The 14,740-nt window shown below is 41.0% G+C and carries 17 protein-coding genes and 1 other annotated feature; of the genes, 14 read left to right on the top strand and 3 right to left on the bottom strand.

Annotated features, from left to right (window positions below; translation table 11 throughout):
- Window positions 1–85: 85 nt before the first annotated feature.
- Complete coding sequence (locus AC27FM_RS06555) at window positions 86–661, top strand: TetR/AcrR family transcriptional regulator (protein WP_487086932.1); 576 nt, start codon at window positions 86–88, stop codon at window positions 659–661.
- A 103-nt stretch (window positions 662–764) separates the two neighbouring features.
- Window positions 765–2,063, top strand: a complete 1,299-nt coding sequence (gene rpoN, locus AC27FM_RS06550) for an RNA polymerase factor sigma-54 (RefSeq protein ID WP_487086930.1) — start codon at window positions 765–767, stop codon at window positions 2,061–2,063.
- Here rpoN and AC27FM_RS06545 read toward each other — a convergent pair.
- Together AC27FM_RS06545 and AC27FM_RS06540 are read right to left on the bottom strand one after the other, a co-directional pair.
- On the bottom strand, window positions 2,060–3,016 hold the full coding sequence (locus AC27FM_RS06545) for a LacI family DNA-binding transcriptional regulator (protein ID WP_487086928.1): 957 nt from the start codon (window positions 3,014–3,016) through the stop codon (window positions 2,060–2,062). The two genes, rpoN and AC27FM_RS06545, sit on opposite strands and share 4 nt — an antisense overlap.
- Before the next feature lie 37 nt (window positions 3,017–3,053).
- The gene (locus AC27FM_RS06540) at window positions 3,054–3,515 is read right to left on the bottom strand and encodes a PTS sugar transporter subunit IIA (RefSeq protein ID WP_487086926.1); all 462 of its coding nucleotides are present in this window, start codon (window positions 3,513–3,515) and stop codon (window positions 3,054–3,056) included.
- A 171-nt stretch (window positions 3,516–3,686) separates the two neighbouring features.
- On the opposite strand from AC27FM_RS06540, the gene hisJ reads away from it, so the two are divergent.
- The 12 genes from hisJ to AC27FM_RS06480 all read left to right on the top strand — a co-directional run bounded on the left by hisJ (window position 3,687) and on the right by AC27FM_RS06480 (window position 13,335).
- Window positions 3,687–4,523, top strand: a complete 837-nt coding sequence (gene hisJ, locus AC27FM_RS06535; RefSeq protein WP_487086924.1) for a histidinol-phosphatase HisJ — start codon at window positions 3,687–3,689, stop codon at window positions 4,521–4,523.
- Window positions 4,524–4,592: 69 nt separating this feature from the next.
- Window positions 4,593–4,819, top strand: a binding site (T-box leader).
- A gap of 57 nt (window positions 4,820–4,876) precedes the next feature.
- Window positions 4,877–6,034 carry an ATP phosphoribosyltransferase regulatory subunit gene (locus tag AC27FM_RS06530; RefSeq protein WP_487086922.1) on the top strand — a complete coding sequence of 386 codons (1,158 nt, stop codon included), beginning with the start codon at window positions 4,877–4,879 and terminating at the stop codon, window positions 6,032–6,034.
- Window positions 6,021–6,683: an ATP phosphoribosyltransferase gene (hisG, locus tag AC27FM_RS06525; protein ID WP_487086920.1), complete on the top strand. Its 663-nt coding sequence runs from the start codon at window positions 6,021–6,023 to the stop codon at window positions 6,681–6,683. Before AC27FM_RS06530 ends, hisG begins: the two co-directional genes overlap by 14 nt.
- Window positions 6,680–7,954 carry a histidinol dehydrogenase gene (gene hisD, locus AC27FM_RS06520; RefSeq protein WP_487086919.1) on the top strand — a complete coding sequence of 425 codons (1,275 nt, stop codon included), beginning with the start codon at window positions 6,680–6,682 and terminating at the stop codon, window positions 7,952–7,954. The genes hisG and hisD overlap by 4 nt, the downstream gene beginning before the upstream one ends.
- Before the next feature lie 29 nt (window positions 7,955–7,983).
- Window positions 7,984–8,568, top strand: coding sequence for an imidazoleglycerol-phosphate dehydratase HisB (hisB, locus tag AC27FM_RS06515; protein ID WP_487086917.1), 585 nt, complete (start codon window positions 7,984–7,986; stop codon window positions 8,566–8,568).
- Window positions 8,568–9,167, top strand: a complete 600-nt coding sequence (gene hisH, locus AC27FM_RS06510; RefSeq protein ID WP_487086915.1) for an imidazole glycerol phosphate synthase subunit HisH — start codon at window positions 8,568–8,570, stop codon at window positions 9,165–9,167. The genes hisB and hisH overlap by 1 nt, the downstream gene beginning before the upstream one ends.
- A complete protein-coding gene (gene hisA / locus AC27FM_RS06505) occupies window positions 9,164–9,889 on the top strand; it encodes a 1-(5-phosphoribosyl)-5-[(5-phosphoribosylamino)methylideneamino]imidazole-4-carboxamide isomerase (RefSeq protein ID WP_487086913.1) in 726 nt (241 codons plus the stop codon). The genes hisH and hisA overlap by 4 nt, the downstream gene beginning before the upstream one ends.
- Window positions 9,879–10,634 carry an imidazole glycerol phosphate synthase subunit HisF gene (gene hisF / locus AC27FM_RS06500; protein ID WP_487086911.1) on the top strand — a complete coding sequence of 252 codons (756 nt, stop codon included), beginning with the start codon at window positions 9,879–9,881 and terminating at the stop codon, window positions 10,632–10,634. Before hisA ends, hisF begins: the two co-directional genes overlap by 11 nt.
- A gap of 8 nt (window positions 10,635–10,642) precedes the next feature.
- Entirely contained in the window at window positions 10,643–10,957 is a 315-nt protein-coding gene (gene hisI, locus AC27FM_RS06495) for a phosphoribosyl-AMP cyclohydrolase (RefSeq protein WP_487087207.1), read from the top strand.
- Entirely contained in the window at window positions 10,958–11,290 is a 333-nt protein-coding gene (gene hisE / locus AC27FM_RS06490; protein WP_487086909.1) for a phosphoribosyl-ATP diphosphatase, read from the top strand.
- Window positions 11,291–11,302: 12 nt separating this feature from the next.
- Window positions 11,303–12,367, top strand: a complete 1,065-nt coding sequence (gene hisC / locus AC27FM_RS06485; protein ID WP_487086907.1) for a histidinol-phosphate transaminase — start codon at window positions 11,303–11,305, stop codon at window positions 12,365–12,367.
- 47 nt (window positions 12,368–12,414) lie between these two features.
- Window positions 12,415–13,335 (top strand): AEC family transporter, encoded by a 921-nt coding sequence (locus AC27FM_RS06480; RefSeq protein WP_487086906.1) that lies wholly within the window; start codon window positions 12,415–12,417, stop codon window positions 13,333–13,335.
- Between the two features lie 52 nt (window positions 13,336–13,387).
- Here AC27FM_RS06480 and AC27FM_RS06475 read toward each other — a convergent pair whose 3' ends face one another.
- On the bottom strand, window positions 13,388–14,425 hold the full coding sequence (locus AC27FM_RS06475) for a MucBP domain-containing protein (protein WP_487086904.1): 1,038 nt from the start codon (window positions 14,423–14,425) through the stop codon (window positions 13,388–13,390).
- Window positions 14,426–14,740 lie beyond the last annotated feature (315 nt).

Here is a 14,740-nt window from a genome sequence, read left to right as displayed (position 1 = left end):
AACTTCTTAGGGAATTGATTGCTACACCAAATTATTCACATATGAGTATTAATCCACACGACAGATAAAAATGGGGTATAACGTTATGAGTACAGATCGTAGAGTTGAAAAAACCATCTCAGCATTGAGAGACGCCTTTCGTGAAATGGCTAGAGATATGAGCTATCGTGATATTACGATTCAAGCCTTGACTGAAAAAGCCAATGTGAACCGCAAGACATTTTATCTACACTATGATTCTTTGGACGACTTTGCTTATACTTTTGCGGATGAATTGGCAGAACAACTGATCAAAACGATGGTCGTTAGACCGATCAACAAGACCTTGTCACATCCGGGAGAGACGTTTGATCGGGTGTTTGATCTTTTCGAGCAATCCCGTGATTTCTATACTTTTATGATCACATCAGATGAGTATAGTTTCTTATCACGCCGAGTTGAGTCCAAGATTTCAGAGAGTTTTGCCGTAGCTATCAGCGAATCGTATCGGATCAGTAAGACCGATGCTTTTATCAGCTCGAGTTTTATGATTCGAAATACATTGATGCTGTTTAGACTGCGGAATAATAACGAAGTCAAGTTCACTCGAGAGGAATTCAAGAATCGTTTGATTCGCTTAAATGGGTCAGGAATGACGACTTTTTTGGATAATAGTCTCTGAAATATATAAATAAACAATTACAAAATATTAAAAAAGCGCTATCATTAATTCTGAAAGAAGCTCTAACGCAAATTTTTTTGACCCGAAAGGAGGGCAATATATTATGCAACTCGCACAAGGCCAGCAGTTAAGCCAAAAGCAATTACAAAAATTATCATTAACACAAGGAATGCGTCAGTCGATTTTGATGTTACAGTCAGACGCTATCGATCTCAGTGAATACTTGAAGGACATCAGTCTAGAAAATCCGTTATTTGACGTTCATACTAATTTGGATGTTCCATTCATGCAGGGAACTCGTGACAATCAATCATATCAATTGAGAGATAATACTCAATCACTCTTCGAATACTTATTAGACCAAGTTCAATTGACGATGAGGAAGACGCCTCTACGTGACTTGGTGATTTATTTAGTCGAGCAATTAGATCCCAATGGTTATTTGCCACTGACCGATAAAGAAATTCTTAAAGAATTAAAGATCGACAAGATCATGTTGTTAGATGCCAAGACGTTGTTACAACAACTGGATCCACCCGGGGTAGGGGCACATGATTTACGTGAATGCCTCTTCTTACAAGCTCAGGCAGATAACGAGGCTCCGGAATTTGCCGAAGTTATTTTGGACAAGTACTTTGATCTGATGGTGGCGCATGATTGGCAACAGTTGAGTGAGAAGCTACACATTGATGCAGATACTCTAGAAGATAATATCGACTACATCAAGTCATTATCAGGAGCGCCCGGTGAACGATATAACGGTAGTGACTTACAATATGTCGTACCTGAATTACAGGTCAAAAACAATGGTGGCAAGTTGAGCCTCGCGATGACTAGATATGGACAGCCAAAATTAATTTTTGCGGAAGAAACATACGAGATGCTGTCTAAGTCAGTTGATAGTGATGTCAAAAAATATATCAAACAAAAATACGATCAATATCAGACTTTGGAATACAATTTGGAACGTCGTATCAAGACTATCTCAATGATCGGTAAGGTAGTCGTCAATAAGCAGTACCAGTTCTTCACACAGGAGTCGGATTGCCTAGAACCATTATTGCTACGGGACGTTGCACAAAAACTACAACTCAGTGAATCCACAGTCAGTCGTGCTATCAATGGCAAGTACATCCAAACTGACTTCGGACTATTCTCGCTGAAACACTTCTTCTCTAGACGAAGCAAGGTCGTTGATGGGGTCAAGAGTCGTTCAGTGGATCAAGTTAAGCAACAGATCAAAGACTTGATCGACAGCGAAGAAAAACCTCTGAGTGATCAGAAGATTTCAGATTTACTAAAGGAACAAGGTTCAGAAGTCGCAAGGAGAACTGTTGCTAAGTATCGTGAACAATTAAATATTCCAACGGCTAATAAGCGCAATAAAAAAACATCGAATTAATTTTCGATGTTTTTTTGATTCCTATATATGAATTCTGAATCTACGGATAGTTGTTTGATTTGATTGTTGATGGCTAACTGACAAGCAAGCTGGCCTACTTTGTGGAAGTGATGATCGATGGTCGGTATGTTGAGTATCTTGCCTGATAATTGATTTTCCTGTCCGATCAAGGTGGGAACGGGCAGATCATTGTCCAAGTAGAACTGGCGCACACCCGCCGCTATATCATCACCGTTGGCGAAATATACGTCCGGTTCTTGCTGGTTTTGGTGAAATAATTCAGCGACATGGTACCCGTCATCATAGGTCGTGACGTTAGTATTCAATAAGTTTTCGTTGGGATCGGAATTAAAAGTTTCTCGATACGCCTGAAAGACCTTTTGAGCAGTAGCACTGATCGCATAGGGGCGACTCAATAGAATGGCGATATTTTGATAGTTGCCTTGTTTAATCCACTGAAATGCTTCGATGTATGACTCTTCACGATGAGTAAATGACGCAGCGATGTTGAGATCGCCGGGATTGTGACAAATAACGATCGATCCATAGGCTTGATACTTGAGAAGTTTTTTGAGTGAAATACCGTGTGAGGTGAAGATAATAGAATCATATGCTTTGCGTCGCAAGCGATTGAGGTAGTCTAATTCCAGGTTAGCCTCGAACTTTGATGGCAAAATGACTACCCGATACCCAGCTGGAAAGGCCGCACTCATGATACCCTCGACTAGTTGTGTGTAGTAGGGATGATCAGTATGAGGCAAGACGACACCGATATTGTGAGTTTGACCATTGCTGAGATCTCGAGCTACGTCATTAGGGACGTAGTCAAAGTCTCGAATCACTTTTTGAATGTTTTTGCGAGCCGTATCAGAAACATAATTACGATTGTTGATAACTCGTGAAACAGTTGAAGACGAATAACCGCTTATCTTAGCGATATCATGAATATTCATATATTTCACCTCTAAAAATATTTGGTACCGTCTACAATTATGACAGAGTAGCGACAGATTTACTCAATAAGTCGGACAATATTTCCGGATTGCTCAAACTACTTTGTATTTTATCTAGGAATACGCTGTCCGCTGAATCATGGCGGAGGTTGTCGATGATTTCATGATAATCTTCTTGATGATCATTTCTAGGCATGATCAGTGCGACTACAACATTGACCAACTCATCATCTTCAGAGCGCCAATCGATTCCCTCATCAAAGGTGAAGACGAAGACATGTGTGTGATGAACTTCGCTCGAATTAGCGTGAGGGATGGCGAATTTGTCACCAAAAGCTGTACTGCCCAAGGCTTCACGTGCCAAGAAGCCACTCTTGATCTCTTGCTCATCAATGTCTATTTTTTCAGCGATAGCAGTCGAAATGATCGATAAAACATTAACCTCGTTAGTATTTGGTAAATAAACATTTGTAAAAATATTTTCTTGAGAAATTTGCATAATATAACACTCCTTATTATTAAACGAGTGTCACGACGTCGGTCCACTTTGCTTTATTTATCTTACAAGTGCATCTTAAAGTGTGGAACCCGTTCCACGTCAAGGGAAAAGTTTTTTTTGTTTAATTATTTTTTTTGTGCTAAGTTTAATGAAAAAAATAGGGGTGATCGAATGTTACTGGACGGACATACGCATACTGAGTTTTGCCAACACGGAAGTGGTGAACCAACTGAAAAAATGATTTTGCGGGCGATTCAATTAGGGATGAAGAAGTATTGCATTACAGAACATGCACCGCTACCTCCAGATTTTAAGAGCGTCTATGATGGGAACCCTGATGGTTTCGAGACCGGCGCAATGGCTTTGACAGATCTGCCAGCTTATATGGAAGAAATGCGAAGACTGCAAAAGAAGTATCAGCCAGAGCTAGAGATCTCGATTGGATTTGAAGTTGACTACTTGGAAGGATTTGAGGATTGGACGAAGGATTTTTTGGATGAATATGGTCCTCAAACCCAAGAGAGTATCTTATCAGTCCACTTCATGCAAGGCAAAGGTCAGAAGCAGTGGAGCGTTGACTACGATACTACTGACTTTCAAGCAGGTTTCGCACAATTTTTGAACGACCCACAAGATATTTTCAGACAGTATTACCTGACGGTTCAAAAGTCCATTGAGGCTGACTTAGGAGAATATCGTCCACAACGAATCGGTCACATGAGTTTGGTTAGAAAATACCAAGACTATTTTGGCTTGACGGAAGATTGTGATCAACAAAATATGGAACTTATCACAGCTATACTGCAAACTATCAAACAACAAAAGCGGGAATTGGATCTCAATCTCGCGGGATTATACAAACCACTATGCAATGATTTTTACCCCGGAAAACAAATCACCGACCTTGCGCAACAACTAGCGATACCAATGATCTATGGCTCAGATGCACACGACATCCAGTCAGTCGGACACGGACAACATTTGGTCCAATCTGCAATTTTAGCTTGACAGATGACTTGCCAGCTTCTATTATTAACTTTAAATTAAATGATTATTAAAAATACTAATTTTATTTTAATAATAGTGATGATTAGGAAAAGTAGTAATAACCAATACAACAGAGAGTCCTCTAAGCTGAGATCAGGATGGAAGTTATTGACGAACACACACCTATGAACTGTAAAGCTGAAATCAGTAGGCTTTACCGAGTGGATTCGTTATCCAAGTTGACTCAGCCAACACGAGGTCTAATTCGCAAGGATTGGATGAAATGAGGTGGAACCACGTTTAGTAGCGTCCTCTTAACAAATTTTTATTTGTTAAGAGGCGCTATTTTTTTATCAAAATAAGGGGGCGTAGAAATGAGAAATAATTTATTACCACTAGGGACGCGAGATGAATTCGGCAGTCGTGCTACCGTTAAGCAAAGCATTATATCGGTGATTCAACGACATTTTGAGACACGCGGCTTTGCAAGAATTTCTACACCGCTGTTAGAAAAAGAACAAGTTTTTGAGCCATATCAATTGGGCAACTACCAAATGTATCGTTTCCTAGATCAAGATGAAGACACATTAGTCCTTCGACCAGATTTAACCTTACCGATCGCAAGGTTTTTAAGTACAACCAATATACCGTTACCACAAAAATTTTTTTATATCGGTGATATTTTTAGGATCAGTCGCAAGCTGTCAGGTTCATACAATGAAGCCACTCAAGCGGGGATTGAATTGATCGGTTACAAGTCGATCAAAGCTGAACTGGAATGCTTGATGATAATTAACCAGTTGAGTGAAGAATTATTAGATGATTCAGTCGAGATCGAATTAGGATATGCCGATTTTGCGCGGGGGATTTTACGATTGATCACCGATGATGAGGACTTGCAAGAAGAAGTCTTGTTGGCTCTGTATAACAAACGGATTCCCGTTTATGAAAAACTTATCAGTAAATTCTCGAACAATGAGCTATACACTTTTCTCAAAAAATGGCCGCGTCTATTCGGTAAACCTGATGCTATTTTTGAACAACTACGACAATTTGACTTGCCAGTCATGATTCAAGTAAAGATCGACACGTTGAAAGAAATCTTCGATTGGATTCGCGAAACAATGCCCAAGCAAAATGTCTCACTAGACCTTTGTAGTCGTGCACCACAAAAATACTACACGGGTTTGACCTTTCGAGGATTCTCAAAGGACGGCGCGGGATATTTATTCAGCGGCGGACGTTACGACAAATTACTAGCTAATTTCCAAGACCAAACAGAAGCGGCAGTCGGCATGGGAATCGATATCGACGTTATCTCGGATTTGGCACTAAAGAAGACGGCTAAAAAAACTAAGACCGTGATTTATTTTGATAATACACAGTGGAATGAGGCAGAAAAGGTTCTCAAAAAAATTCCCAACAGCGTTTTATCACTATCAGATAGTAGAGGACGGGCACGAGTAGAAGCAGACCAAATGGGTGCCAAGTTCTTAGATTTAACCGGAGGCGATAAGGATGACACAGAGTGAAAGAATAAAAATCGCCTTGACTAAAGGACGAGTAGAGAAACAAGTTGTACCGCTACTAGAGAATGCGGGAATTGATTGTACACAGCTTCGCAACAAAAAGCGTCGCTTGGTTTTTGACTCCCAGTCACAACCATACGAATTCATCTTAGCTAAAGGGCCGGACGTTACGACTTTCTTGGAACGTGGAGCCGCCGATATCGGCATCGTTGGTAGTGATATTTTAACGGAACATCACAGCACACAGTACGAGTTGCTCGATTTAGATATTGGTAAATGTCAATTCGTTCTCGCATCGACACCGGAGTTTGACCCGGATGCACCGAGACGAAAGATTATTGGCACGAAGTATCCTAATATCACCAAGCGATACTTTGACAGGTTGGGTCAGGATGTCGAGATCATCAAGATCGAAGGTTCAGTTGAATTAGCGCCGTTGACCGGATTAGCCGATGCAATTGTTGATATTACTGAAACAGGAACTACCATCCGCGAGAATAATTTAAAAATTTATGATTATTTAGACAAGGTTTCGACTAGATTGGTCGTCAATCGCATGTCACTAAAACAACATTCAGATGAAATTTATAACCTAGTGGATAATTTAAGTGAAGCAATTCAAATGAATAATGACAGGGAGATAGCACAATGAAAATTTATCAAAAGAGTTTGTCAGAACTAAAAGAGATCGTTCAAACTAAGACGCGCCAGCTGAATGATCCTAAGATTTCTCAAAGTGTCAGTGAGATCATTGAAAATGTCATCGAGAATGGTGATCAAGCCTTGAAAGATTATGGTGAGCAGTTTGATCGCGTAACGATCGAAAACTTCAAATTGCCACAGTCAGTGATCGATGAAGCCTATGACAATCTAGACGAGGAAGTAAAGCAAGCTCTCTTGTTAGCTAAGAAGAACATTACGAGTTTCCATGAGAAAGAGAAGGAAAAAGGCTTCTTAGATGCTGAACAACCCGGTGTCATTCGTGGACAAATGTTGTTGCCACTACAAAAAGTTGGTCTGTATGTACCCGGTGGTACAGCGGCCTATCCGTCAACTATCATGATGAGTGCCTTACCAGCCAAAATCGCGGGTGTAGAGCAAGTAGTCATCGTCACACCTCCACAGCCCGATGGCATCAATCCGGCAGTCTTGGCCGCAGCCAAAATTGCCGGTGTGGATTCTATCTATCAAGTCGGTGGTGCTCAGGCGATCGCTGCTTTAGCCTTTGGAACTGAATCGATTCCACGAGTAGATAAGATCGTTGGACCGGGAAATATCTTCGTTGCGACTGCTAAGAAGCAAGTCTTCGGTCAAGTAGCGATCGACATGGTAGCTGGACCTTCAGAGATCGGTATTATCGCTGATGATACGGCCGAACCTAAACAATTAGCGGCAGACTTATTGTCACAAGCTGAGCACGACAAGTTAGCTCGTCCCATCTTAGTGACTGATAGCCAAAAATTAGCAGAAGCAGTCAGCGTGGAAGTTGATGAACAACTCAAAACCTTGCCTCGTGAGGAGATCGCCACTGAGTCAGTTAATAACAAGGGATTCATTGCCGTGGTTGAAAAAATTGATGACATGTTTGACTTGATGAATACAGTTGCTCCAGAGCACTTGGAAGTACAAGTTGATAATCCTACTCAATATTTGAATCAAATCAAAAACGCTGGTTCGGTCTTTTTAGGAAAATATGCCAGTGAACCACTCGGGGACTACGTTGCTGGACCTAATCATATTTTACCAACCGGTGGTACAGCACGCTTCTCATCACCACTAGGTGTCTATGACTTTGTTAAACGGACATCGTTCATCCAATATACCGAACCAGCTTTAGCCAAAGAAGCTAAGGCTATCACGACTTTGGCACGTGTAGAAGGTCTCGAGGGGCACGCCAGAGCTATCGAATCACGTTTTGAATAAATCACTGGAATACGAGAGGGCAATAAAATATGAGAACAGCAACCATCGAACGCAAAACTAAAGAGACACAAATCAAGATCAGCTTGAACCTAGATGATCAGTCAGGTATTAAGATCGATACTGGTATCGGCTTCTTGGATCACATGTTGAATTTATTCGCCAAGCATGGCAGATTCGGCCTAGTCGTCGAAGCAAACGGAGATCTAGATGTCGATCCGCACCATACAACAGAAGATACAGGCATCGTCTTGGGTGAATGTTTCAAGCAAGCCTTGGGTGATAAGGCTGGCATCGAACGTTATGGTACACAATTTGTGCCAATGGATGAGACTCTGGGTCAAGTAAGTGTCGATCTATCAGGCCGTTCTTATCTTGTTTTTGATGCCGAACTGACCAATCCACGTTTGGGAGGTTTGGACACTGAGACCGTCGAAGACTTCTTTCAAGCTTTTGCCTTCGCAGCCGAAATGAACTTACACGCTAGAGTTCTCTATGGTAGAAACACTCACCATAAGGTGGAGAGCCTGTTCAAAGCATTAGGTAGATCCATGCGAGAAGCTGTAACGATCAATCCTGAGATCAAAGGTGTGAACTCAACGAAAGGTGTGATTTGATGTTTGCCATTATCGACTACGATACGGGAAATACCCGTAATCTCATCAAAGCGCTAGACTACTTGAATATCCAAAACAAATTAACCGATGATCCAGCTGAGATCTTGAGTGCTGATGCGGTGATCCTACCCGGAGTGGGTGCCTTCGCTGCAGCCATGGAAGAATTGCAAAAACGTGATTTGGTAGAAGTCATTAAGCAAGTCGCAGCTAACGATACACCGATATTAGGAATCTGCTTGGGGATGCAGTTGTTGTTTGACAGTAGTGAAGAATACGGTAATCATGCTGGATTAGGTTTGATACCGGGAAATGTAAAGGCTATTAAGGCTGACGTCAAAGTTCCACAGATGGGCTGGAATCAAAACCGTATTTTACGATCCAGTGCTTTTGATGTTGTTGATCAACAATTTACCTATTTTGTTCATTCATACTACGCTGATTGTGACGAAACTACAGTCATTGCGGGTGTGGATTACGGAACCTTTATTCCTAGTATCGTCCAAAATGGCAATGTATATGGAATGCAATTTCACCCTGAAAAGAGTGGAAAAGTAGGTTTGGAACTATTAGAAAAATTTCGAGGAGTGGTGGAAGCATGATTTTTCCAGCGATAGATTTACACAATGGTCAAAGTGTTCGATTATTCAAAGGTGATTATCAAAAGGTTACTTTGATCAATGACGATCCAGTGCAACAAGCTAAAGAAATTATTGCTTCAGGCGTCAGGCAATTACACTTAGTCGATCTTGATGGGGCGAAGTCAGGCAAGCCACAAAATTTCGAGATCATCAAAAATATTCGTGAAAATTTTGTGGGATTCTTAGAACTAGGTGGCGGGATTCGTGACTATCTGACTGCCAAGAATTACTTGGAATTAGGGATCGATCGAATAATTATTGGCTCGGCAGCGATTGAGCGACCACAGTTTGTCAAAGACTTATTAACTGAATACGGCGGCGAACGGATCGTTATTGGAGTTGATGGGAACGATGGCAAAGTCGCAGTCAATGGTTGGATCGATCAGTCAAATATCAAGATGGAGGATCTGATCAAGATCATGGTCGATAATGGAGCTAAGCATTTTATCGTGACTGATGTTTCACGTGATGGCACGATGAAGGGTCCCAATTTGGACTTGCTTTGGAAGCTGAAGCAAGACATGCCACAAGTGAACTTAGTCGCCAGTGGCGGGATTCGTGACCTCCGTGACTTGCATCATCTCAAGGCTTTTGGATTAGTCGATGTTATCATCGGCAAGGCTCTCTATGAAGGTACGATCACATTGGCACAAATTGCGGAGGTGGAAAAAAATGTTAGCTAAACGAATTATCCCTTGTCTAGACGTTGATGATGGCAGGGTCAAAAAAGGTGTTAACTTCGTCAACTTAACTGACGTTGGTGATCCAGTGGAGATTGCTGCTGAATACCAAGAGCAAGGCGCAGATGAATTAGTCTTTTTAGACATCACTGCTACCAACGAACAACGCAAAACAATGGCAGATGTAGTCGAAAAGGTCTCCTCACAAGTCTTCATGCCACTGACGATTGGCGGTGGTGTCAGTACGGTGGCTGATATTCAAAGATTATTGAAGGCAGGAGCGGATAAAGTAGCTATCAATTCCGCCGCCGTGTCTAACCCAGAACTGATCACAGAAGGTGCTGAAAAGTTTGGTAATCAGTGCATCGTTGTAGCAATCGATGTGAAAAAGAATCCTCAAGGAGAGTACATCGTCTACGTCCATGGCGGAAAAACAGCGACAGAACTCAATGCCATCGACTGGGCAAAAGAAGTTGTCCGCCGTGGTGCTGGGGAATTACTAATCACTAGCATGGACGCAGACGGAACTAAGCAAGGCTTCGATATTGAACTGTATCAAAAAATCGATCAAGTCGTAAATGTGCCGATCATTGCATCGGGCGGGGCTGGAAAAGTTGCAGATTTTTCGGATGTATTCAAGCAGGCCAATGTCGATGGAGCACTGGCAGCGTCAGTCTTTCACTTTGGTGAATTAACGATCGACGATGTCAAAACTGAAGCGAGAAAAGAAGGTGTCGTTGTAAGATGACCGATGAATTGAAACCAGATTTTTCTAATGGATTACTAACGACCGTGGTCACAGATGATCGGACAAAGGATGTTTTGATGGTCGCTTGGATGAACGAGGAGAGTTATAACCTGACGATTAAGAGCGGTCAAACTTGGTTTTGGTCTCGTTCACGCCAAGAATTGTGGCATAAAGGTGAAACTAGTGGCAACCTGCAAGATGTTGTCACTATGACCTTGGACTGCGACCTAGACACGCTGCTGGTCTCAGTCATACCACATGGACCGGCTTGCCATACAGGTCATCGTTCTTGCTTCTTCAATCCAGTCTTAGGAGGAAAATAAATGCAAAATTTAGATGAATTATACGCAATGATCAAAGATCGCAAAGATAATCCTAAGAAGGGTTCATACACGGATTACTTGTTTTCTAAGGGTCTCGATAAAATACTCAAAAAAGTCGGTGAGGAATCTACCGAAGTGGTAGTCGCTGCTAAAAATCCTGATAAGCCACGAGGCGACGGTGAATTAGTCTACGAATCAGCTGATTTGTTATATCATCTATGCGTATTGTGGGTGGAACAAGGCATCACCTTTGACCAAATCAAAACAGAATTAGCCAATCGTGAGGGTCTGATGAGTGAATACAAAGACAGACCAGAAATCAAAGACTTGTAGGCAGGTATAGATATGAAAAAAGTTATTCAACAATTACAACCATACGTTCCTGAGAAACCACTGGAACAACTAAAAAACGAACTGGGACTTTCCAAGTTAGTCAGATTATCTGCCAATGAAAATCCTTATGGAACTTCACCAGCAGTCAAAGAGGCAGTAATAAATTGGAATTACGATCAAGCCAACTTATATCCTGATGGTGATGCGACTGAACTACGTAACTTGATTTCGAAGAGATTCAACCTCGATCCCACTCAGATCGTCTTTGGGGTAGGATTAGACGAAGTCATCGTGATGCTTTCGAGAGTCTTCTTAGAACCGGGCAGTGTTGAATTAGTCACTACACCGACCTTCTCCGAGTATGCTCTCCACGCTGAGATCGAAGAAGCTGTCGTTAAGGGGATTCCCACACTGGATGACGGACATGTAGATTTTGCGGGGATGCTAAATGCTATCACTAGTCAAACAAAGCTGATTTGGATTTGTAATCCGAATAATCCCACTGGCGTCTATGAAACTGTTGCCGATATCGAGAAATTTGTCTCTCAAGTTCCTAAGGATACGATGGTCTTAGTCGATGAAGCCTATATCGACTTTGTTTCACTCCCGAACGCTTCGGCGATGGAATTAACTAAAAAATATCCTAATATTGTGGTAATGCGAACTTTTTCTAAAGCATATGGACTAGCTAATTTCCGTGTTGGTTATGCCGTCTTCCCACAAGTAGTAGGCGAGGATGTTCAAAAAGTTCGTTTACCATACAACGTTAATTCAGTCGCTCAAGTCGCTGCAACGGCGGCTTTTAAAGATACCAATTTTGTTGCAGAAGTGACTAAGAAAAATGACTTTGAACGCGAATTATGGGAAGAATTTTTTGAAAAAGAAAAGATCACGTATTATCCTAGTCAGGCTAACTTCATATTCTTCGAATATCCAGAAGCTGACAAACTAGCTGATTATTTGTTGCACAACGGTTACTTGTTAAGAACCGGCTTACGAGACAATTGGTTAAGATTAACTGTGGGCACGAAAACAGATAATGAAGAATTGCGTAATTTAATATATAGTTGTAAATAAGAGTGAATTGCCACTCTTTTTTATTTATCTTAAAAGGGGGTTTGTAGATGAATTTAGGACAAATAACTAATCAAATCGTGTTGATGTTTTGTTTGATGCTAGTAGGTGTGGTTATCAACAAATTCAAATTCATGCATGCGCAAACTTCCAACGATTTAACGAATATATTGCTTTATGTAGTTTCACCTTGCTTGATCATCAATGCCTTTGAGCAAGAATACTCGAGTAGTCGTATCAAGCAATTTATGTTGGTCGCTGTGGGGTTACTTGTTTTTTATATTATTTCGATCATGGTTTCCAAGTTGATTTTTGGTCGCTTACAAAACAAAAATCTCCGACGGATCACTCAATACGGTAGCGTTTATTCCAATGCTGGATTTATGGGGATACCATTGATCAGTGCGCTGTTTGGTTCGACCGGGGTGTTTTTTGCTGTCGTCTCTTTAGCAGCATTCAATGTCTTTAGTTGGACACATGGGGTTTCTTTATTTAAGAGTGATGAAGAAAAAATCAACTATAAGCAAGTCCTGTTTAATCCCAATCTGATTGCTATCGTTGTTGGTTTAGTCATGTTCTTGTTGTCATTAAAATTACCGAACATGCTAAACGAAGTAGTCAAATACGTTGGTTCGATCAACACGCCCTTATCAATGATAGTTATTGGTAATAGCTTGGCGAATATCAAGTTGAGTAAGGATATGGTCAACCGTAATATCGGTTTAGCATTGGTCTTGCGGAATTTGATTTATCCGATCATGATGGCCTTTTTGCTCAAACCACTGGGAGTGTCTGGAGTGGCTTATTTTACCACTATCATCATGTCAGCCTGTCCAGTAGCTGGTATCGTAGTTTTATTCACGTTGCAGGCTCACGGCGATGCTGGTCCTGCCATTTCACTGATGAGTATCTCGACTGTTCTCAGCTTAGTTACGATCCCGCTGATATTTGCTATCGGTGAGTTAATATAATAGTAGAAAAAAATTCGTTACTGATTAATTTCAGCAACGAATTTTTTTGATTTTATAAGTTTAAATATTTACTTTCGATGTAATAGCCATCTTTTAGCTCTGCCCAGACGCTGTAATTGTCCAATTGAATCAAGCGAGTTACGAAGACTTCCTGTCCACCGAAGTAGCGCTTGTTATCCATCTCACCGTATGGAGTTTCCCAAGCAGTCACATTTTGATCTTCATAGTAGAGGATTTTAACTGTCCGATTGACATTCATGCTATCGATGATCTGATAGATGTAGCTTATGTTGTCACAAGTAGCATTAAGTGGGTTATTCAGTTGACGTTGTTGCTCGATCTGCTTGGTAGTATATTCCTTCAAGACAACTGGTGTGATGTCATCTGAACTAGGGATCCAAGTGCTACCGCCGAGGTTGTACCAGATGACATTGCTGTATGTTTCTTTTAGAGCCTTGTACACTCTCCAAGTTGAATCATGTGGCAGTGGTAATTGAAGAGGTACCTTACTGCCGGGTTCCTCAAAAACATTGGCATTGTCATTAGTTTTGATGAATAAATCTTGATCGACTTTGTAGTTGACTAGGGGAATGGTGTTGTAGATGAACTCATACTCTTGAACTCGATTTGAAAACTGACCTTTAGATTCTTTAGGATAGTTGACCAAGAAGCGTTCAGCTTCCGCCAAAGGCTTGGCTTGATAATCCTTGTTCAATTCACCATATATGTACTGTGGGTCAGAGATCAATTCACCATTGGTGTTGCGGTGGTATACGACAACAGGCGCAGCGATTTGCTTGAAGTAGATCAGATAGATTCCGTCAGAATTTGGGATGAATGATTGCTGGAAGTTTTGAACGGACGACAGAACATAACCTGGGATCGTTTTCCAAGGCATATCCAAATTGTCCATGTAATGACCTTGCAGCGTGACAGGGTCAGCTATTTGATTCCCAACCGAGTCGATATAATTAATGGTAATTTCGACATCGTTGCGAGTTAATTTTTTAACTTTTGAAGATACTAGATTGTTGTTCATATGCGTGTCCCCGTGCTTAGGGGAACCAGTTCTATTTTGTGTTTTCCCCATGATTAAACCCCTTCAATGTACTTTTTAATTATTGTAATTCTAACATAGTAAAGTAGTATAAAAGTTGCTCTAAAGGTGTTATGGCAATAACTTAAATGAATTATAAAGAAGATTAAAGAAAATTTTAAAAATTGAGGCAGAAATCTCCTGATTGTAATCAGGTAGATGAATGCTTGATAATTAACGCCGTGAGGCGTTTTTTTGATTCTCGATATACCGCTCTACAACATCTTGCGTGTGACGTGATTTGGTATTACTCATATATTATAATAATAAAATACAAGTAAGGAGGTGAAGCGGTGTGAGTAAAACGAT

Source organism: Companilactobacillus sp. y65-5 (assembly GCF_057541095.1).
The sequence above is the reverse complement of the archived record's forward strand: the minus strand, read 5'-3'. Positions and strand labels throughout refer to the sequence as shown.